This is a genomic window from Planctomonas sp. JC2975, assembly GCF_012985205.1.
GTDB lineage: Bacteria > Actinomycetota > Actinomycetes > Actinomycetales > Microbacteriaceae > Humibacter.
The window spans coordinates 1,760,118-1,780,033 of sequence record NZ_JABEKS010000001.1 but is presented as its reverse complement, the minus strand read 5'-3'; the positions used below and the strand labels follow the sequence as shown (position 1 = coordinate 1,780,033).

The 19,916-nt window shown below is 68.3% G+C and carries 17 protein-coding genes; 13 read left to right on the top strand and 4 right to left on the bottom strand.

Going from position 1 to position 19,916, the window contains the following annotated elements:
- The first annotated feature begins 5 nt into the window (after positions 1-5).
- From rpsM to truA, 6 genes are all read left to right on the top strand, one after another.
- The gene (gene rpsM, locus HII28_RS08055; RefSeq protein ID WP_170024925.1) at positions 6-380 is read left to right on the top strand and encodes a 30S ribosomal protein S13; all 375 of its coding nucleotides are present in this window, start codon (positions 6-8) and stop codon (positions 378-380) included.
- 39 nt (positions 381-419) lie between these two features.
- Positions 420-818 (top strand): 30S ribosomal protein S11, encoded by a 399-nt coding sequence (rpsK, locus tag HII28_RS08050; RefSeq protein ID WP_170024924.1) that lies wholly within the window; start codon positions 420-422, stop codon positions 816-818.
- A 164-nt stretch (positions 819-982) separates the two neighbouring features.
- On the top strand, positions 983-1,972 hold the full coding sequence (locus HII28_RS08045) for a DNA-directed RNA polymerase subunit alpha (RefSeq protein WP_170024923.1): 990 nt from the start codon (positions 983-985) through the stop codon (positions 1,970-1,972).
- A gap of 71 nt (positions 1,973-2,043) precedes the next feature.
- On the top strand, positions 2,044-2,640 hold the full coding sequence (gene rplQ, locus HII28_RS08040; protein WP_170024922.1) for a 50S ribosomal protein L17: 597 nt from the start codon (positions 2,044-2,046) through the stop codon (positions 2,638-2,640).
- A gap of 243 nt (positions 2,641-2,883) precedes the next feature.
- Positions 2,884-5,817: a chitobiase/beta-hexosaminidase C-terminal domain-containing protein gene (locus HII28_RS08035; protein WP_170024921.1), complete on the top strand. Its 2,934-nt coding sequence runs from the start codon at positions 2,884-2,886 to the stop codon at positions 5,815-5,817.
- Between the two features lie 262 nt (positions 5,818-6,079).
- On the top strand, positions 6,080-6,949 hold the full coding sequence (gene truA, locus HII28_RS08030; protein WP_346769323.1) for a tRNA pseudouridine(38-40) synthase TruA: 870 nt from the start codon (positions 6,080-6,082) through the stop codon (positions 6,947-6,949).
- A gap of 71 nt (positions 6,950-7,020) precedes the next feature.
- On the opposite strand, the gene HII28_RS08025 is transcribed toward truA, so the two are convergent.
- The 3 genes from HII28_RS08025 to HII28_RS08015 are packed head-to-tail and all read right to left on the bottom strand — an operon-like array spanning position 7,021 to position 10,706.
- Positions 7,021-8,388 (bottom strand): DUF6716 putative glycosyltransferase, encoded by a 1,368-nt coding sequence (locus HII28_RS08025; RefSeq protein ID WP_170024919.1) that lies wholly within the window; start codon positions 8,386-8,388, stop codon positions 7,021-7,023.
- A 3-nt stretch (positions 8,389-8,391) separates the two neighbouring features.
- A complete protein-coding gene (locus HII28_RS08020) occupies positions 8,392-9,273 on the bottom strand; it encodes an N-acetylneuraminate synthase family protein (RefSeq protein ID WP_170024918.1) in 882 nt (293 codons plus the stop codon).
- Between the two features lie 2 nt (positions 9,274-9,275).
- Positions 9,276-10,706 carry an acylneuraminate cytidylyltransferase gene (locus HII28_RS08015; protein ID WP_170024917.1) on the bottom strand — a complete coding sequence of 477 codons (1,431 nt, stop codon included), beginning with the start codon at positions 10,704-10,706 and terminating at the stop codon, positions 9,276-9,278.
- A gap of 269 nt (positions 10,707-10,975) precedes the next feature.
- Here HII28_RS08015 and rplM point away from each other — a divergent pair, with 269 nt between their 5' ends.
- From rplM to HII28_RS07995, 4 genes are all read left to right on the top strand, one after another.
- Positions 10,976-11,422, top strand: coding sequence for a 50S ribosomal protein L13 (gene rplM, locus HII28_RS08010; RefSeq protein WP_170024916.1), 447 nt, complete (start codon positions 10,976-10,978; stop codon positions 11,420-11,422).
- A gap of 50 nt (positions 11,423-11,472) precedes the next feature.
- Positions 11,473-11,964: a 30S ribosomal protein S9 gene (rpsI, locus tag HII28_RS08005; protein WP_170024915.1), complete on the top strand. Its 492-nt coding sequence runs from the start codon at positions 11,473-11,475 to the stop codon at positions 11,962-11,964.
- 27 nt (positions 11,965-11,991) lie between these two features.
- On the top strand, positions 11,992-13,353 hold the full coding sequence (gene glmM, locus HII28_RS08000) for a phosphoglucosamine mutase (RefSeq protein ID WP_170024914.1): 1,362 nt from the start codon (positions 11,992-11,994) through the stop codon (positions 13,351-13,353).
- A 323-nt stretch (positions 13,354-13,676) separates the two neighbouring features.
- Positions 13,677-15,188 (top strand): MATE family efflux transporter, encoded by a 1,512-nt coding sequence (locus HII28_RS07995; RefSeq protein ID WP_170024913.1) that lies wholly within the window; start codon positions 13,677-13,679, stop codon positions 15,186-15,188.
- Positions 15,189-15,242: 54 nt separating this feature from the next.
- Here the strand turns inward: HII28_RS07995 and coaA are convergent, their stop codons facing one another.
- Positions 15,243-16,193: a type I pantothenate kinase gene (gene coaA / locus HII28_RS07990; RefSeq protein ID WP_170024912.1), complete on the bottom strand. Its 951-nt coding sequence runs from the start codon at positions 16,191-16,193 to the stop codon at positions 15,243-15,245.
- Positions 16,194-16,478: 285 nt separating this feature from the next.
- On the opposite strand from coaA, the gene glmS reads away from it, so the two are divergent.
- Genes glmS through alr form a run of 3 tightly spaced genes read left to right on the top strand, consistent with a single transcriptional unit; the run spans position 16,479 to position 19,911 of the window.
- Positions 16,479-18,329, top strand: coding sequence for a glutamine--fructose-6-phosphate transaminase (isomerizing) (gene glmS / locus HII28_RS07985; RefSeq protein WP_170024911.1), 1,851 nt, complete (start codon positions 16,479-16,481; stop codon positions 18,327-18,329).
- 38 nt (positions 18,330-18,367) lie between these two features.
- Positions 18,368-18,790, top strand: a complete 423-nt coding sequence (locus tag HII28_RS07980) for a holo-ACP synthase (RefSeq protein WP_170024910.1) — start codon at positions 18,368-18,370, stop codon at positions 18,788-18,790.
- Complete coding sequence (gene alr / locus HII28_RS07975; protein ID WP_170024909.1) at positions 18,787-19,911, top strand: alanine racemase; 1,125 nt, start codon at positions 18,787-18,789, stop codon at positions 19,909-19,911. Before HII28_RS07980 ends, alr begins: the two co-directional genes overlap by 4 nt.
- Positions 19,912-19,916 lie beyond the last annotated feature (5 nt).

The window sequence follows — 19,916 nt, the reverse complement described above, 5'->3', positions numbered from 1 at the left end:
GACTCATGGCACGTCTTGCAGGCGTTGACATCCCGCGCGAGAAGCGCGTGGAGGTCTCCCTCACCTACATCTACGGCATCGGCCGTACGCGCGCTCTTCAGACGCTGGAGGCCACCGGGATCTCCGGCGACATCCGCGTGAAGGACCTCACCGACGACCAGCTCGTCGCCCTTCGCGACTACATCGAGGGCAACTACAAGGTGGAGGGTGACCTTCGCCGCGAGGTTGCAGCCGACATCCGCCGCAAGGTCGAGATCGGTTCGTACCAGGGCCTGCGCCACCGTCGCGGCCTTCCCGTGCGCGGACAGCGCACCAAGACCAACGCGCGCACCCGCAAGGGACCGAAGCGCACCGTCGCCGGCAAGAAGAAGGCCCGCTAGGCCTCCGCCAGCGCTTCGAGATCTCAGGAGTAGGAAAACATGGCAGCACCCAAGACGGCCGCTCGCAAGCCGCGCAAGAAGGAAAAGAAGAACATCGCCGTGGGCCAGGCTCACATCAAGTCGACGTTCAACAACACGATCGTCTCCATCACCGACACCAACGGCGCCGTGATCAGCTGGGCGTCCTCCGGTGGAGTCGGCTTCAAGGGCTCCCGCAAGTCCACGCCGTTCGCCGCGCAGCTGGCCGCCGAGTCGGCCGCCCGCCAGGCGCAGGAGCACGGCATGAAGAAGGTCGACGTCTTCGTGAAGGGTCCGGGTTCGGGCCGCGAGACCGCGATCCGTTCGCTTCAGGCCGCAGGCCTCGAGGTGGGTTCGATCAACGACGTGACGCCGCAGGCGCACAACGGTTGCCGCCCGCCGAAGCGTCGTCGCGTCTAACCGAGCGTGAAGCGACCCGGTGGACCGAGGCCCGAGACGGGCCTCGGCGCTGGGGTCGCGGCGAAGGCCAGAAATGGCCTTCGCTTTGAGCTCCACCGCGCATAACTCAAAACCTGTACAGAGCAAGCGTCATATAGCGGACGCTTAGCCGAAAGGAATCAATAGTGCTCATCGCACAGCGCCCCACGCTCACCGAAGAGAACATTTCCGAGTTCCGCTCGCGGTTCGTCATCGAGCCGCTCGAGCCGGGCTTCGGATACACGCTCGGGAACTCCCTCCGCCGCACGCTGCTGTCGTCCATTCCGGGCGCGGCGGTCACGAGCATCCGCATCGACGGTGTGCTGCACGAGTTCACGACCATCCCGGGCGTGAAGGAGGATGTCACCGAGATCATCCTCAACATCAAGGGTCTCGTTGTCTCCAGCGAGCACGACGAGCCGATCACCGCGTACCTGCGCAAGACCGGTTCCGGCGAGGTCACGGCGGCGGACATCTCGGCCCCGGCGGGTGTGGAGATCCACAACCCCGAGCTCGTGATCGCCACGCTCAACGAGAACGCACGTTTCGAGGTCGAGCTCACCATCGAGCGCGGTCGCGGATACGTGTCGGCTCAGCAGAACCGCAACGAGTACAGCGAGGCCGGTCAGATCCCGATCGACTCCATCTACTCGCCGGTTCTCAAGGTCACCTACCGCGTGGAGGCCACGCGTGCCGGTGAGCGTACCGACTTCGACCGCCTCGTGGTCGACGTCGAGACCAAGCCGGCCATCAGCCCGCGCGACGCGATCGCCTCCGCTGGTCGCACGCTCACTGAGCTGTTCGGTCTCGCTCGCGAGCTGAACAACCAGGCAGAGGGCATCGAGATCGGCCCCGCGCCGGTCGACGCCGTGCTGAGCTCCGAGCTGTCGATGCCGATCGAGGACCTCGAGCTCTCGGTGCGGTCGTACAACTGCCTCAAGCGCGAGGGCATCAACAACGTCAGCGAACTCGTCTCGCTCTCCGAGACGCAGCTCATGAACATCCGCAACTTCGGTCAGAAGTCCGTGGACGAGGTGAAGGAGAAGCTGACGGAAATGGGCCTGTCCCTCAAGGACTCGGTCCCCGGGTTCGACGGCTCCCACTTCTACAGCGCCAACGACGACGAGTACCGCTGATTCGTCACCGCTGGCCCATCACATCGAACTGACAACGGCCGTTCCCGGCCTGGAATACGAAAGACACGACAATGCCTAAGCCGACAAAGGGCCCCCGTCTCGGAGGCGGCCCTGCCCACGAGCGTCTGCTGCTCGCGAACCTGGCCGCTGCCCTCTTCACGCACAAGCGCATCACGACGACCGAGACCAAGGCGAAGCGCCTTCGTCCGCTCGCCGAGCGCCTGATCACGTTCGCCAAGCGCGGTGACCTGCACGCACGCCGTCGCGTGCTGTCCGTCATCCAGGACAAGGGCGTGGTCTACGAGCTGTTCGACGTGATCGCGCCCCAAGTGGCCGACCGTCAGGGCGGTTACACGCGCATCACGAAGATCGGCAACCGCAAGGGCGACAACGCCCCCATGGCCGTCATCGAGCTCGTTCTCGAGCCCGTGACCCCGAAGCGCAAGGCACCGGCCGCCCCGCCGTCGCCTGCTGCAAAGGTCGCGGCCGAGGAGGCGGCCAAGGCCGAGGCGGTCGAGGAGACCACCGACGACGCCGCGGCCACCGAGGTCGAGGAGACGCCGGAGAGCGAGGCCGTCGAGGCTGAGGCTGCTGCCGAGGCCGAGGAGGCCGTCGAGGCCACCGACACCGACGACGACAACGTCGACGCAGGCGAGGACGCCAAGTAGTCAGCAGACACGCTGCGCAGCCGTCAGCGACGCTGCACGAAGCCCCTGATCCCTCGGGATCGGGGGCTTCGTCGTGTCGGGGTGTTCGAGCGTGTGCGGTTGCTTGACTCGCGGCTTCTGCGGTGGCTAGGTTCGAGCCAATGTTTGCGTAAACATACGCGAAGCGCGGTGTGTGACATCCGTCCACGGATCCGTGCTTCAGCGAGTCGCACCAGCTCGACCACGTTGCAGAGAGGCACGTCCATGACGATGACGTCCAGGAGACCCGATCCGGATCGCAGAAGGGCGCAGGAGACACCGATACCGGCGTCCGCCGGGGCCGCGCGGGCCGCGTGGCGGAGCGCGCGGGGGAGGCGCGGAGCGATCGTCGGAACGGTTGCCGCGGCATCCGCGGTGCTGGCGGGCATGCTGGTGCCGGCAGCGGCGAACGCGGCGGATCCCGCACCCACCTCGCTCGTCGCGCCCGTCACGGTTGCGACGACGACGGGGAAGGCGCCCGGCCTGCCCGCGCAGGTCGCCGTGAACACGGCAGCGGGACAGCAGAGCGAGGCGGTCACCTGGAACCTGACCGGTTACACGTTCTCCCGCGCGTACCAGACCTACTCGGTGGTGGGCAACGTGAACGGCCTGGCGGTCACTGCGCAGGTCGAGGTCGTGCCGCCGAGCTCGGTGTACTTCGTGGACAGCGGGATGAACGCCTCGACGGCCGCCTACGACAGCGTGTCGAAGGTGCTGGGCGACTCGCTGCAGAACAAGGTCGCCGATCAGCAGTTCACGGGATCGGCCACCTGGGGATACGTCAACGACCAGAACGCGTACGTCGCGCAGCGGGGCTCGACGAGCACCGACAAGTACGCGACGGGGCTCTACGCGCTCGGTGCAGGGAGCACGTCGAAGCCGATCATCTACGACCTTCCGCTCGGCGCGGGCACGTATACCGTGACGGCGGGGTTCCAGGAGTGGTGGAACAACCGCGACCTGAACGTCTCGATGGTGGCCGCCGACGGAACCACGACTCCGATCGCCACCGGACTCCTGATCAGCACGGCTGGCGGGAGCCTCGGCCCGTCGAAGACCATGGTCACCGGTCAGTTCACGGTGACGCCAGCACAGGCGGCCGCCGGCGACGAGAAGTTGCAGGTGACCATCGGCGGACAGAGCGGTGCTCCGGTGATCAGCTGGTTCGGCATCGCAGCGGGTGCCGTGAGCATCGACACGGCGCCGTACGTCGTGGCGGCGCCCACCGCGAACGTGGCGGGCGGCGTCTACAAGGACGCTCAGAAGGTGACGCTGCAGACGACCACCCCGAACTCGGTGATCTACTACACGACAGACGGGTCGACGGCATCCGCCACGAACGGCACGCTCGCTTCTGGACCCATCACGGTCTCGCAGTCCGAGACGATCGACGCGGTCGCGTTCAGCGACGGCACGGCGAGCAAGGACACGCAGGTCGCGTACGACATCGAGCCGGATCCGGCGAGCTACGCGGCCATCCCGAACGGGCGCACCTGGTACGACACGTCGGGGAACCCGATCCAGGCACACGGCGGCGGCGTCATCAAGGTGGGCAGCTGGTACTACTGGATCGGCGAGAACAAGTCGGACAACACGACCAAGTTCTCCGCGCTCAGCATGTACAAGTCGCAGGACCTCACGAACTGGACGTTCGACCACGACGTGCTGACGGCATCCAGCGCGGCAGCGCTCGCCGACTGCAACATCGAGCGGCCGAAGATCGTCTACGACGCGCAGACGAAGACGTTCGTGCTCTGGGCGCACTGGGAGCGCGCGAGCGACTACTCGGCCTCGCACCTCATGGTGGCGACGAGCTCGAGCGTGGACGGCGACTACACGTTCCAGCACGACTTCCGGCCGGGGGCCGGACAGGTGACCAGCGCCGACGCGGACCCGACCTACACCGGCGGCGACGACCTGTGGGGCTACGGGTCGCGCGACTTCACCGTGTACCAGGACCCGTCGAGCGGTGAGGCCTACATCGTCTCCACCCAGAACGGAACGGACATGCGCGTGTACCGCCTGATCGACGGCGACACCGACGTCGACTGGCAGGACTCGTACGTGCTCTTCGCCGGACAGCGTCGCGAGGCGCCGGCACTGGTGAAGGTGGGCGACTACTACTTCGTGTTCACGTCGAGCCAGTCCGGGTGGTATCCGAACCAAGCCATGTACGCGTACACGAAGAACATCGCGGACCCGAACGGATGGTCCGCTCTGAAGCCGGTGGGCAACAACACGACGTTCTACAGCCAGCCCACCAGCATCGTGACCGTCCAGGCGAAGGGCGGAACCCAGTACCTCTATGCGGGCGACCACTGGAACCCCGAGACGCTTGGCGCATCCACCTACGTCTGGCTGCCACTCGACTTCACGGGAACGGACGGGGCGGGGCCAGGGGTGAGCATGTCCTATCAGCCGACGCTCGGCTTCGCCTCGAAGACCGGGCTGACGACATCACCCGCTGTCCAGCTGGTGTCGCAGGGCAAGCCGGCGACGGCGAGCAGCACGGTTGCCGGGCATCCGGCAGGAGACGCCGTCGACGGCAATGTGTTCAACCTGAACACGAGCGGCGACGACACGAACTTCTTCCAGCCGTCGACGGTGCCGTATACGTGGCAGGTCGACCTCGGGCGGACGTTCGACCTGAGTCGGGTCGACCTGAGCTGGCGCAGCTACAACGGCTCGGAGACGTACAGCGGCTACACCGTTGAAGGGAGCACGAACGGCACCGACTGGACCAGGATCGCGAGCCGCCTCGCCAACCGCAGCACGGGGTTCACCAGCGACGGTCTCTCCGGTTCGTACCGGTACGTGCGTGTCAGCGTGAGCAAGGTGGTGAACGACCACAACGGCAACGAGGCAGACTGGGCCGCAGGACTCGTAGAGGTGCAGGTGTACGCGATCCCGGTCGCGCAGAGCATCACGTTCCGCCCGCTGCACGACGCAGCACTCTCGACCGGATCGTTCGCGCTGAGCGCCGTGGCGAGCTCGGGTGAACCCGTGAGCTACACGGCATCGGGCACCTGCACGGTCAGCGGCTCGACCGTGCAGCTCACCGCTGTCGGCACGTGCAAGATCACCGCCGGCCAGGCGGGTGGCGACGGCTACACGGCCGCGTCGTCGGTGACGCGTCCGTTCGACGTGGTCAAGGGTTAGAGGTCACGGGTTAGAGGTCACGAGCCGAAGCTCGGGGGCCGAGATCCGGAGCAGGCGAGGCGGAGCGGACCGACGTGGTCCGGTCCGCCTCGCCGCTTCTGCTCGCCGCTTCTGCGCGGTCGACGCGCCGGGTCCATGGTCCATGCACAGGGACCGCAAGCACGGCGAAGAACCGCGCCTTTCGTACAATGACCGGGTGACGGAGGCGAGTTCAGAGGCCGAGGCGACGACCCAGCCGGCGGACTCGCCGGAGACGCCGGGGGTGCCCACGCGCGTCCGGTTGCTAATCGCGTACGACGGGACATCCTTCAACGGCTGGACACGGCAGCCGGGACTCCGCACTGTGCAGGGGGTACTCGAGGAGGCCCTGCGCACGCTGTTCCGCAGGCACGAGCCGGCGCCGACCCTGACGGTCGCCGGGCGGACGGATGCCGGGGTGCACGCGCTCGGTCAGGTCGCGCACGTCGACCTGACCTCCGACCAGATCACGTCGCTGCTGCGCCCCCGCAAGCCGCGGAACCAGGCTGACGACACGGATGCCGCTGCCGCGCTCCGCAGACGGCTCACCGGCATCCTCGGCGCGACGGACTCCGACGTGGTGGTCACGGGCGCCGAGCTGGCCGAGCCGGGCTTCGACGCCCGCTTCTCCGCGCTCTGGCGCCGATACGAATACCGGATAGCGGATGCCGCGGCCCCGAAGAGCCCGCTGACGCGCACGAGCACGGTCTGGTATCCGGCGACGCTCGACGTCGATTCGATGGATGCCGCAGCGGGCACCCTGCTCGGCCTTCACGACTTCGCCGCGTACTGCAAGCCGCGCGAGGGCGCGACGACGATCCGCACGCTGCAGGCGTTCGGATGGATGCGGAACGCCGACGGCGTGCTTGTCGCGACGGTGCGCGCCGACGCCTTCTGCCACAGCATGGTGCGGGCGCTCGTCGGGGCGTGCGTGGCCGTCGGCGAAGGCAAGCTCGACCCAGCGGACCTGGTGCTCCTGCGAGACGTCGGAGCGCGGACCAGCGCTTTCAAGGTGATGCCTGCGAAGGGCCTCACGCTCATGGAGGTGGGCTATCCGCATGGGGCCGATCTCGCCGCGCGTGCCGCACAGACGCGCGCCAAGCGCGTGCTGTGAGCGTGCTCGATCAGCTGGAACGGCTCGCTCCGTTCACCGGGTCCGGAGTCCTGAGACACCGCGCCCGGACGTCACGCTGCGACGTGCGTGCCCGGTGTGACGAGCGTCTCGCCGCCCGACGGCTGCTCGCCGTACGCCGCCTCGTCGGACTCCGATAGCAGGAGCGTGTCGACAGGCTCCGCACGGCTCACGTGGGGGAGCGCCGCGTAGGCGGCATTGCGAGCGATGCGCAACGGAGTGCCGACGGCGAGTGCGACGTATCCGATCGCGCTGTGGTCGTGCTGTCCGAACGCGCGCTTGCGCTCCCATGCGCGGCGCAGCGGTCCGCCGCGGCTGATCCGCACAGCGTGCCGCACCGGGAGACGCTGTCCCTCGCGAAGCGCGACCAGCATCTGCAACTGCTGCGCCCAGTCGTCGTCGGCTGACGGATGGAAGTAGTTGTCCTCACGCCATCCGTCGATCACGCGCTTGAACCTGCCGGCCACGAGGTCGCGTGAGGTGCCGAGCAGCCCGCTGCCCATGAACACCTCGTTGATGAGCTTGCCGCTGACGCCGAAGTCTGCGAGCACGAGAGCGGGAACGTCCTGCGCGATCGCCTCCAGGGTGGCGGTCGAGCTCACCGTGACGAATCCGACGGCGCGGGCGAGGTGATCACCCATGGATCCAGTCTCGACGACCAGGTTGGAAGGGGCATCCTCCGGCATGAGATCAGGGAACGGATGCCGCTCCTTGTGCGTCTGCCCCTCGCCGCTCGTGGCGCGGATTTTCACGACGACGCGCAGGTGCGGATGCGCGCGCGCGGTCTCGGCGAGCCAGCCCATGAGCATCCGCCTCGCCTCGATGCCCGCCGGAACGGTGGGCTGCGCGGCGAACACGATGCTGTCGCGGTGCTCTGCGCCTCGTATGCTGCGTGCGGCATGCAAGAACGGCAACGTCGACAGGCCGAACCGGTGAGTCATGTCGTGCGCCGCGGCGAGCGTGCGGTACTCGCGGATCTCGCGATGGCTGTGCAGCACGAAGAGGTCGGCCTGCGCGCGAAGGAAGAGACCTTTCCACTTCGCCGGGGTGGAGATGCCGGGCAGCCCCGTGACGATCACAGGGCGCCGCGGGACACGACGGACCAGCTCGTCGATGAGTACCTCGGCGATGGGTCCGCGCGTCGCGACGAGTACGGCGTCGGGCTGCTGCCTGCGCACCCGGTCGATGATCTCCGCGCGCGGCAGGCGTTCCACCTCGGTGCCGTCGAGCGAGCGGAGTGCCGGCTCGCCAGGCGCCGTCGACCCGCGCAGTGCGCTGGCCAACTGCGCGTCGCTCGCCGTTGCGGCCGTGTTGACCGCGACCAGGGAGGTCTCCCAGTCGGGCGGGAGCGTCGAGAGCAGGCTCGCTCCCCACTTGACGAAGGAGTCCGAATCGACGATGCCGAGAATTCTGCGGGGCACCGTCTACGCCTCCACCCGGCGCAGCTTGGCCAGCGGGGCGAGCTCACCGGGGAAGACTCGCTTCACGCCGTCGCCCATGGCCTTCTCGATGACGCGGATGTCGCGCACCAGGTGCTGCAGCCCCTGCGGCTCCAGAGACGCCGCATGGTCGCTGCCCCACATCGTGCGATCCAGCGTGATGTGCCGCTCGACAGCGACCGCGCCGAGCGCGACGGCCGCCAGGGAGATCTGGAGTCCGGGCTCGTGGCCCGAGTATCCGATCGGGACGCCGGGGAAGTGGTCACCCAGCGTGGCGATCATCCGCAGGTTGGCCTCCTCGGCCGGGAGCGGATACGTGGACGTGGCGTGCAGCACGACGAGCGGGGATCCGTCGAGCGCGGCGACCGCGCGGTCGATCTGCTCCATCGTCGACATGCCCGTTGAGAGGATCACCGGCTTCCCGGTGGCGCGGATCGCGGCGAGCAGCTCGAGATCCGTCACGGACGCGGACGCCACCTTGAAGGCGCACACGTTCAGATCCTCGAGGAACTCGACGGACGGCACGTCCCACGGGGAGGCGAACCAGTCCAGCCCGCGCATCGTGGCGTAGTCCCCGAGCTCCACGTACTGCTCGCGGCCGAACTCGACCCGGTACCTGTACTCGAGGTAGGTCATCTCGCCCCACGGCGTCTGCCGAGGCGTGTTCTTCATGTGCTCGGGGGTGGAGATAGCGGGAGTGCGCTTCTGGAACTTGACGGCCTGCGCCCCGGCATCCGCCGCGACGTCGATGAGCCGCTTGGCGATGGCGACATCGCCGTTGTGGTTGAGGCCGATCTCGCCGATCACGTAGGCGGGCTCGCCGACGCCGATCAGGTTCGATCCGATGCGCACAGAGGTGTCGGTCATGGTCAGGCCTTCCGTTCGAGGATGAGTTCGGCGAGTTCGCGCACCGCACCGGCACCGCCGGGAGATGAGAGCACTCGCCTCGATGCCGCGATCGCACGCGGGTGGGCGTCGCCGACGGCGAACGGCCATCCGACCGCTCGCAGCGCGCCCAGGTCGTTCACGTCGTTGCCGAGGTAGGCGACGCGGTCGAGACGGATGCCGGCGTCCGCGGCCCAGTCGTCCAGCGCCGCAGCCTTGTCGTCGACGCCCTGCAGCACGGGAACGCCGAGCTTCGCGGCTCGTGCCGCGACGACGGGGTTCGTCTCGGTGGAGAGGATGAGCACCGGGATGCCCGCTTCGCGCAGCATCCGCACGCCCAGTCCGTCCCTGCGGTTCACGGTCACGGACTCGACGCCGTTCTGGTCCACCTGCACGCGGTCGTCGGTGTGCACGCCGTCGAAGTCGGTGACGACCGCTTCGATGAGCGCGAGGTCGTCGTCGGAGTCGGGGCCGGGGCTGAAGCCCTCGCTGAGACCCTGGCCGAGCTCCGCCTCGAGTTCGGCGGCCATGCTCGACGGATCCCAGAGCGGACGCGCGAGTCGGTCGCGACTCCCGATCTCCGAAGCCGGCATGGGGTCGGGCACGAGCGGATCTGCACCACCCGCCGAAGCAGCACCGCCGGAGGCGGAGCCGACCGTGGCGGCGGCCCTGGTGGCAACGCCCGCCGGCTGGGCGGGGACGGATTCGGCGCCGGGAAGCAGCGACGGGTCACCGTCGGCGAGGTGGGCGACGGCGTCTGCCAGACGGAGGTCGTATTCCGTGTCGATGTCGATGGCGTCGGGAGTCACGGCGACTCCGACTCGGCCGAAGAAGCGGTAGCCGGTGCGCCGGAACCCCGCGGCGTCCAGCACGTAGAACGCACCCGTCTCCTGGTACTGGGGTTCCCGGTCCTGACGCATCGGACGATACGAGGGGTCGTGGTTCACGCCCCGCGCCTGGCCTGCGCCATCGAGACTCCACACGAACGTGTGCGTCTCGACGGCCGCGAAGACGACATCGCGCTCGCCAGAGCGGACGCGCTCGACGGCGGCGTCGATGTCTCGCGGACGAGTGAACGGGCTGGTGGCCTGCAGGAAGACGATGGTCGCGGGCTCGATGCCGCGCTCGGCGAGCACGTCCAACGCATGCGTGAGGGCGCTCTCGCTCGACGCCGTGCCGGTGGAGAGCGCGGCCGGCCGCATGATGACATCCGCACCGGCCTCGGTGGCGACCGCGGCGATCTCGAGACCGTCGGTCGACACGACGACGCGGTCGACGGATGCCGCAGCCAGTGCCGTGGCGACGGCCCGCGCCACGAGCGGAACGCCACCGATGTCGCGCAGGTTCTTGCCGGGCACGCCGACGGATCCCGCCCTGGCGGGGATGACGGCGACGGTGCGCTCGAGGCTCGGCATGTGGTCAAGCTAGGTACGAGATCGAACCCGACAGTGGCTCCTGAGTGAACGGACAGGAAAGGTCGCGTGGCCGATCGTCGCGACGGACATCGACGCCGATTGGACGACCGTGATGGCGTCCGGTAAGCTTGAACCTTGGTGTCCGCCTACTGCGGCGGCATCCGTAGTTGAGCCCTCCATCCGGGCGTTACCGAATCATCGATGCGGCAACACCCACCGGAGCGGGATTCACGACCAACCCAACCGCGATCAAGAAAGCAGCCACTACTGTGACGCGCACTTTCAGCCCCAAGGCATCCGAGATCCAGCGCGCCTGGATCATCATCGACGCCACCGATGTCGTGCTCGGCCGTCTGGCCAGCCACACCGCCGCCATCCTGCGCGGCAAGAACAAGCCGACGTTCGCTCCGCACGTCGACACCGGTGACTTCGTCATCATCATCAACGCCGACAAGGTCGCCCTGACCGGTCAGAAGGCGCTGCAGAAGAAGGCCTACCGCCACTCCGGTTACCCGGGCGGCCTCAAGGCCACCAGCTACTCCGAGCTTCTCGAGAAGAACCCCGTTCGCGCCGTCGAGAAGGCCGTTCGCGGCATGCTGCCGAAGAACACGATCGGCCGCGCGCAGCTGCGCAAGCTCAAGGTCTACACGGGCAACGAGCACCCGCACGCCGCTCAGCAGCCGAAGACCTACACCTTCGACCAGGTCGCCCAGTAAGCGCCGGTCTCCAGAACTCTTCTCGACTTCAGACAAGGACAGATTCCATCGTGGCGAAGATCTCCGACCAGCTCGAGGCGCAGGACGTGCCGCAGAGCTTCACGACCGAAACCCCGGCCACCGAGGCGCCCGCAGCGCCCCGCGCCGTTCTCAACGTTCCCGGTGCGGCCGTCGGCCGTCGCAAGCAGGCCATCGCCCGCGTGCGCCTCGTTCCGGGCTCCGGCACCTTCACGGTCAACCGCCGTGAGTTCGCCGAGTACTTCCCGAACAAGCTGCACCAGCAGCTCATCACCGACCCGTTCAAGGTGCTCGACCTGCTCGGCAGCTACGACGTGATCGCTCGCGTCACCGGCGGTGGCCCCTCCGGCCAGGCAGGCGCCCTTCGCCTCGCGATCGCCCGCGCGCTGAACGAGATCGACCGCGAGAACAACCGTCCCACGCTCAAGAAGGCGGGCTTCCTCAGCCGCGACGCGCGTGTGATCGAGCGCAAGAAGGCGGGTCTCAAGAAGGCCCGCAAGGCCCCGCAGTACTCGAAGCGCTGATCCCGCCGCTCTAGGCTGCATCCCCATATGGCGCGCCTTTTCGGTACGGATGGTGTTCGCGGACTCGCGAACGGACAGCTGACGGCGGATCTGGCCCTGGGCGTTGCTCAGGCCGCCGCCGTCGTGCTCGGGCAAGGGCGCAGCGCCGAGGCGCGCCGCGCCCAGGGCAAGCGACCCGTCGCGGTCGTCGCCCGAGATCCTCGGGTCTCCGGTGAATTCCTCCTGGCGGCGGTCGCTGCAGGTCTGGCGAGCTCCGGCGTCGATGTCCTCGACGCCGGGGTGATCCCGACCCCGGCGGCCGCCTTCCTGATCGCCGACATCGGCGCCGACTTCGGCGTCATGATCTCGGCGTCCCACAACCCGGCCCCTGACAACGGGATCAAGATCTTCGCCAGGGGCGGCACGAAGCTGCCCGATGTCGTCGAAGATCGCATCGAGGCCGCACTCGGCAAGCCCAAGCTGACGCCGACCGGCGCTGAGGTCGGACGCATCCGCCGATTCGCGGATGCCGAGGACCGCTACGTGCTGCACCTGCTCGGCAGCCTGCCGCACCGACTCGACGGCATCCACGTGCTGATCGACTGCGCGAACGGCGCTGCCGCCGGCATCTCTCCTGAGGTCTTCACGGATGCCGGTGCCCGCGTCACCGTGATCGGCGACGATCCCGACGGGATCAACATCAACGACGGTGTCGGCTCGACGCACCTCGACAAGCTCGCTGCTGCTGTCGTCGAGACCGGTGCGGACGTCGGCATCGCCCACGACGGCGATGCGGATCGCTGCCTGGCCGTGGACGCCGACGGCACCATCGTCGACGGCGACCAGATCATGGCGATCCTCGCGCTCAGCATGGCCGAGCGCGGCAAGCTGCACGAGAACACCCTCGTCACCACGGTGATGAGCAACCTCGGCCTGCGGCTGGCGATGGCGGAGAACGGCATCGACGTCGTTCAGACGAGCGTCGGCGACCGCTACGTGCTCGAGAAGATGAACGAGCGCGGATTCTCCCTCGGCGGGGAGCAATCCGGTCACGTCATCATGAGCGAGTTCGCGACGACGGGCGACGGCATCCTGACCGGTCTCCAGCTCGTGAGCGAGATGGCGCGCAAGGGCAAGTCGCTGAGCGAGCTCGCATCGTGCATGACGGTGTATCCGCAGATCCTCGTCAACGTGCGGGGCGTTGATCACCACCGGCTCGCCGATGACGAGGTCATCGCGGAGGCCGTGCGCGAGGCGGAGGAAGTGCTCGGGTCGACGGGCCGCGTGCTGCTGCGGCCTTCCGGTACGGAGCCCATGGTGCGGGTTATGGTGGAGGCCGCCGATCAGGCCACGGCCGATCAGCACGCCCACAGTCTCGCCGAGGTGGTGCGGGTGCGGCTCTCTCTGTAGCCGCTGCACCGACGGTGGCCGGCGGGTCGTGACCGAAGGCTCGTTGAATCCGCGACCCGGCGGAGCCTGCATGCTCGCGTGAAGGCTGAGCATTCGCGCGAAACCGACGCGTCCGCGTGAAGCCGACGCGTCCGCGCAAAGTCGCGTCCGTGGGGAGCCGACGCGTCCACGTCGAGCGGGCAACTGCGTCGAGGCGATTCTCCGTCTGGATGCAACGCGGTGCTGCACAAGTTCGAATCGATTCGATATGCTCGGTGCTGCGCGTCGGCCGTTCCGGTGTCGTGACCCTCACTCTTCGTCGACTTCACCCACCCGAGAACTCCATGGCCAGAACTCTCACCACCGGCGCGCCCTGGCGCGTCATCCTCGTCTTCGCGGTTCCGCTGCTCATCGGCAACGTCGTGCAGCAGCTGTATCAGATCGGTGACGCCATCGTCGTCGGCCGCACCCTCGGTGTGGATTCGCTGGCCGCCGTCGGCGCGACCGGAAGCCTGTTGTTCCTCCTTCTCGGGTTCGCGTGGGGAGTCACCTCGGGTTTCGCCATTCCCACGGCGCAAGCGTTCGGTGCGCGCGACCACGCAGCCGTGCGGCGGTCGGTGGCGATCGGCACGACACTCACGGGTGCGATGAGCATCGTGCTCACCGTTGCAGCGCCACTGCTTGCGGGTCCGGCGCTCCGCCTGCTTCAAACGCCCGAGGTGCTGCTGCCCGAGGCGACGGTGTTCACGCAGGTGAGCTTCCTCGGGGCCTCCGCCGTCATGTTCTTCAACTATCTGTCGGCGATCATTCGTGCCATAGGGGACTCCCGCACTCCGCTCGTCTTCCTCACCATCTCGTGCGCGCTGAACGTCGGTCTCGTCATCCTCATGGTCGGCGTGCTCGGATGGGGCGTCGCCGGCGCAGCGTTCGCCACAGTCGTCGCGCAGGCGGTCTCGGTGCTGCTGTGCCTCGAGTACGTGCGTCGCCGACTTCCCGTGCTCCACGTGCGGCGTCAGGACTGGCGATTCGTGCGGGCCGAGGTGTCGGAGCACCTGCGCGTCGGCCTGCCGATGGGTTTCCAGGCCTCGATCATCGCGATCGGCACGCTCACGGTGCAGGTGGCACTCAACGAATTGGGTGCGGGCGCCGTCGCCTCCTACACGACGGCGTCCCGCGTGGACTCCCTCGCTGTCGCGCTGCTCCAGTCCATCGGGCTCGCTGTCTCGATGTTCGCAGCGCAGAACCTCGGCGGACGCCGTCCGGATCGGATCCGTCGCGGCGTCGTCCAGGCGATCTGGATCTCGATCGGTGCCGCCCTGGTGCTCGGTGCGATCCTCATCGCATTCGGTGCGCACATCGTCAGGCTCTTCGTCGGACAGGGATCCGATGAGGTCGTCGCCAACGCCGCGACCATGCTCACCGTCAACGGCTTCCTGTACTCGTCACTCGGTGTGCTCTTCGTCTTGCGCGGAGCGCTGCAGGGGCTCGGTCACACCCTTGTTCCGACGATCACCGGCGTCATCGAACTCGCCATGCGCGTCGTGGCGGCACTCGCCCTCGGTGCCGCCTTCGGCTTCGTCGGGGTCGTATGGAGCAATCCGCTCGCGTGGCTCGGCGCGACGGTGCTCCTCATTCCGGCGTACGTGCGTGAACATCGCCGGCTCGGCAGGATGCGCGTCGAACCGCGCACCGCCACGCCCACCACACCGATCGCGGTGATCGGGCCGGTGGAGGGCTCGATGACGGTGGATGCGGTGGTCACCGGTGCGATCCCGGTGCAGGCGCCGATGGACATCGTGCGCTCGGCGCAGCGCCGCCGTGGGAAGCGTGGCGCGAAGCGTTCGACGGTCCGCTGAATCGCACGTCGCCGCTGCGTTGCCACGCCGATGGCAAACACGGGCGTCCCTCGCTCAGAGCTTGCGCAGCAGCACCGACGACACCGTGTGGTCGCCGCCCTTGCGCAGCACCAGCTTCGCGCGCGATCTGGTCGGACGGATGTTCTGCAGCAGGTTCGGCTCGTTGATCGCGTGCCAGATGGACAGTGCCTGCGCCCTGGCCTCCTCGTCTGTGAGCCGCGCATACCGATGGAAGTACGACTTCGGATCGGCGAACGCGCCGCGCTGCAGCTTCAGGAATCGCTCGACGTACCAGCGCTCGATGTCGCCGGCACGGGCATCCACGTAGACGCTGAAGTCGAAGAGGTCGCTGACCGCGAGCCGATTGCCGCCGCCGGCAGGCTGCAGCACGTTGAGACCTTCGACGATGAGCACGTCGGGGCGACGGACGACGACCTGCGCGTCGGGCACGATGTCATAACTGAGGTGTGAGTAGAACGGAGCGCGCACCTCTTCGACGCCGCTCTTCACCGCCGTGACGAAGCGCAGCAGGGCGCGGCGGTCGTACGACTCGGGGAATCCCTTGCGGCTCATCAGTCCGCGACGTTCGAGCTCGGCGTTGGGCAGCAGGAATCCGTCGGTCGTGACGAGCTGAACGTTCGGGGTCGCCGGCCAGCGGCTCAGCAGCTCGCGCAGGAGGCGAGCGGTCGTGGACTTGCCGACGGCGACGGATCCAGCCACGCCGATCACGAACGGCGTCTTCGCCGCGCGCTCACCGAGGAAGTCGCTCGTCGCACGGTGCAGGCGCTGCGTGCCGGTTGCGTACATGCTGACCAGACGGCTGATCGGCAGGTAGACCTCTGCGACCTCGCGGATGTCGAGCGGATCGCCCAGCCCGCGCAGCTGCACGATCTCCGTTTCGGAGAGGGGCTGAGGCGTGCTGGGGGCGAGTTCGGCCCAGTCCGAGCGATCCAGTTCGACGAACGGGGAGATCTGGGCAGACTGCGCCGTGCCGTTCGTTGCCATGGGCGCCAAGCTTACCGGCGACTGAGGCGAGAGCAGAGCGAGCTCGCTCGCTCTGCCGAGCCGATGGAGTCGGTCGGACGCGCAGCGCGAGTACCGGCGACTGAGGCGAGAGCAGAGCGAGCTCGCTCGCTCTGCCGAGCCGATGGAGTCGGTCGGGCGCGCAGCGGGCGCGGAGCGCGAAAACCGGCGGTCAGGACATGCACTCTCGCGGCCGGAATCGCGCACCTTCTTGGTGCGGCGACCGCGGGCGTGAGCGTGCCGAGCCCGCCGGTAGACTTGGCGGCCATGTGCGGAATCGTCGGATACGTGGGCAATGACCGGTCCCTCGAGGTGCTCCTCGGGGGTCTGAGCCGGCTCGAGTACCGGGGTTACGACTCCGCGGGAGTAGCCGTGATCGATGCTGCGACGGGAGACCTGAACGTCGCCAAGCGTGCGGGGAAGCTGGGTGTTCTCGAGGACGAGCTGCGCCGGCATCCGATCGGGAACGGCTCAACGGGAATCGGACACACCCGCTGGGCGACGCACGGCGGACCGACCGACCGCAACGCGCACCCGCACCTGGGCGATGACGGCAAGCTGGCCGTCATCCACAACGGCATCATCGAGAACTTCGCGGCGCTCCGCGACGAGCTCGCCGCCGACGGCTTCGAGTTCACGAGCGAGACGGACACCGAGGTGGCTGCCCTGCTGCTCGGCCGCGAATACCGGGCGGCCGGCGACCTGGTCGAAGCGTTCCGCAGGGTCGTCGAGCGGCTCGAGGGCGCGTTCACGCTTCTGGCAGTGCACAAGGACCAGCCAGGCGTCGTCGTCGGCGCGCGCCGAAACTCGCCGCTCGTGATCGGTCTAGGCGACGGCGAGAACTTCCTCGGATCGGATGTCGCGGCCTTCGTCGAGCACACCCGTCGAGCGGTCGCGATCGGCCAGGACCAGATCGTCGTGATCACGCCCGACGAGGTCATCGTCACCGACTTCGCCGGCAATGCGGTCGAGGTCGAGCCGTTCGACGTGGCCTGGGACGCCGCTGCAGCCGACAAGGGCGGATGGCCGAGCTTCATGGCCAAGGAGATCGCCGAGCAACCGGATGCTGTGGCCAACACCCTGCGCGGCCGCGTGCACGAGGGCGCGGCCGTCATCCCGGAGCTCGACGAGCTCGACGCGCTGCTGACCGGCATCGACCGCATCACGATCATCGCGTGCGGCACCGCGTCGTACGCCGGACAGGTCGGGGCGTACGCCATCGAGAAGTGGGCGCGCATCCCGGTCGACGTCGAGTTGAGTCACGAGTTCCGGTACCGGGATCCGGTGATCGGTCCGACGACGCTCGTCGTCTCGATCAGCCAGTCCGGGGAGACCATGGACACGCTGATGGCCGTGAAGTTCGCCCGCGCGGCCGGTGCGAAGACGCTGTCCATCTGCAACACACAGGGTGCGACCATTCCGCGTGAGTCCGACGGCGCCGTGTACACGCACGCCGGGCCCGAGGTGGCCGTCGCGTCCACCAAGGCGTTCGTCGCCCAGATCACCGCCCTCTATCTTTTCGGGCTGCATCTTGCACGGCTGCGCGGCACGCTCGCACCGGAGGAGCAGGCTGCGAACCTCGAGGAACTGGCGGGCATCCCCGCCAAGCTCGAGCGAGTGCTCGAGTCGAGCGACTCGGTCGCGCAGCTGGCGCACTGGATGAGCGACACCCGCGCCGTGCTCTTCCTCGGCCGTCACGTGGGCTTCCCGATCGCGCTCGAGGGCGCCCTGAAGCTCAAGGAGCTCGCGTACATCCACGCCGAGGGATTCGCCGCAGGCGAGCTCAAGCACGGTCCCATCGCGTTGATCGAGCCGGGGCAGCCCGTGTTCGTCGTGGTGCCCAGCCCGCGCGGGTCTGACGAGATGCACAAGAAGGTGGTCTCGAACATCCAGGAGATCCGTGCTCGGGGCGCTCGGGTGCTGGCCATCGCGGAGGAGGGCGACGCGTCCGTGCTCCCGTTCGCGGACGAGGTCGTTCGCATACCGCTGGCCGCTCCGTTGTTCGAGCCGCTGCTGGCCGTCATCCCGCTGCAGATCTTCGCCATGGAGCTCGCGTCGGCGAAGGGTCTCGACGTGGACCAGCCGCGCAACCTGGCCAAGTCGGTCACGGTGGAATAGGGATCGCGGATGTCAGGCAGCGGCATGCGAGGAACGTCATGATCGCGGGCATCGGCGTCGACATCGTCGACCTTGAACGGTTCGACCGGGCCATCACGCGTACGCCGAAGCTTCTCCTGCGCCTGTTCGCTGAGAGCGAACGCGACCTGCCGCTGCACTCGTTGGCCGCCCGATTCGCCGCCAAAGAGGCAGTGGTCAAGGCGCTCGGGCGCGGCGACATCGCGAAGGCGATCGACATCGAGGTGGTCTCCGACAGCCACGGGAACCCGGATCTGGCACTGCACGGATCCGTCGCCGAACTCGCGGCCGCCCGCGGAATCGTGCGCTGGCACCTCACGATGACGCATGACGCAGGCGTCGCCTGCGCCTTCGTGGTGGCCGAGACCGCTGATCCGCTCGTGCGGCCCGACACTGCTGCGACCACGGATCGGCCGGATCCGACAGAGGGCGGCGACCGATGAGCGAGCAGGCGCCGCTGCGCGAAGCGGTCGTCGACCTCGGTGCGATCCGCCGCAATGTCGAGACGCTTCGCGCTGCGATCGGCACCGAGCACACGTTCGCCGTCGTCAAGGCGAACGGCTATGGTCACGGCGCTGTCCCGTCCGCGCGCGCCGCGCTCGCCGGAGGAGCTGACCGACTGGGCGTTGCCGACCTCGCCGAGGCGCTCGAGCTGCGCGACGAGGGCATCACGGCGCCGATCCTGTCGTGGCTGCACGACTCGGACGCAGACTTCGACGCGGCAATCGCCGACGACATCGAGATCGGCGTCTCGTCGATCGACCAACTGGACTCCGTCGTGCAAGCTGCGCAGCGCGCCGGCCGCACGGCCGTGATCCACCTCAAGCTCGACACCGGACTCAGCCGCAACGGCGTGACGCCGGACGCGTGGGCGGCCGCCGTGCGCGCCGCCCGAGCCGCGGAAACGGCCGGCACCGTCCGCGTGGCCGGCGTCTTCAGCCACCTCTCCGGCACCTCCCCAGAAGCGGATACCGCCCAGGCCGATGCGTTCGACCGCGGGCTGGCGGAGGCGGCGCGCGCCGGCCTGGACCCGGAGTTCGTGCACCTGGCCGCCAGCGGCGCAGCGCTCACCCTGCCGCGCACGCGCTACAACACGGTTCGCCTCGGCATCTCCGTTTACGGCATCTCCCCGTTCTCGGACCGCGAGCCGAGCGAGTTCGGGCTGCGGCCGGCGATGACGCTGCGCTCGCGCGTGGTCGCGGTGCGCCGGATCCCCGAGGGGCAGGGCGTCTCTTACGGCCACACGTATCGTGCGCCGGAGGACACCGACCTCGCTCTCGTGCCCGTCGGGTACGCGGACGGCGTGCCGCGACAGGCATCCGGGCGCGCGGAGGTGTCGATCGGCGGGACGAGGCATCCGATCGCCGGACGGGTTGCGATGGACCAGATCGTCATCGCGGTGGCCGACAGTCACGTCGCGGTCGGCGACGAGGTCGTGCTGTTCGGGGATCCGGAACAGGGAGTCCCGTCGGCTGAGGACTGGGCCCGTGCCGCCGACACGATCGGCTACGAGATCGTGACGCGGCTCGGACGCCGGGTGACGAGGCGCTATGTCGGCGAGTGACAGCC

Excerpts from the sequence above, each read along its gene's own strand:
- rpsM (WP_170024925.1), top strand. The coding sequence starts at position 6 with ATGGCACGTCTTGCAGGCGTTGACATCCCGCGCGAGAAGCGCGTGGAG.
- rpsK (WP_170024924.1), top strand. The coding sequence starts at position 420 with ATGGCAGCACCCAAGACGGCCGCTCGCAAGCCGCGCAAGAAGGAAAAG.
- rplQ (WP_170024922.1), top strand. The coding sequence starts at position 2,044 with ATGCCTAAGCCGACAAAGGGCCCCCGTCTCGGAGGCGGCCCTGCCCAC.
- HII28_RS08035 (WP_170024921.1), top strand. The coding sequence starts at position 2,884 with ATGACGATGACGTCCAGGAGACCCGATCCGGATCGCAGAAGGGCGCAG.
- HII28_RS08020 (WP_170024918.1), bottom strand. The coding sequence starts at position 9,273 with ATGACCGACACCTCTGTGCGCATCGGATCGAACCTGATCGGCGTCGGC.
- HII28_RS08015 (WP_170024917.1), bottom strand. The coding sequence starts at position 10,706 with ATGCCGAGCCTCGAGCGCACCGTCGCCGTCATCCCCGCCAGGGCGGGA.
- glmM (WP_170024914.1), top strand. The coding sequence starts at position 11,992 with ATGGCGCGCCTTTTCGGTACGGATGGTGTTCGCGGACTCGCGAACGGA.
- HII28_RS07995 (WP_170024913.1), top strand. The coding sequence starts at position 13,677 with ATGGCCAGAACTCTCACCACCGGCGCGCCCTGGCGCGTCATCCTCGTC.
- coaA (WP_170024912.1), bottom strand. The coding sequence starts at position 16,193 with ATGGCAACGAACGGCACGGCGCAGTCTGCCCAGATCTCCCCGTTCGTC.
- glmS (WP_170024911.1), top strand. The coding sequence starts at position 16,479 with ATGTGCGGAATCGTCGGATACGTGGGCAATGACCGGTCCCTCGAGGTG.
- HII28_RS07980 (WP_170024910.1), top strand. The coding sequence starts at position 18,368 with ATGATCGCGGGCATCGGCGTCGACATCGTCGACCTTGAACGGTTCGAC.
- alr (WP_170024909.1), top strand. The coding sequence starts at position 18,787 with ATGAGCGAGCAGGCGCCGCTGCGCGAAGCGGTCGTCGACCTCGGTGCG.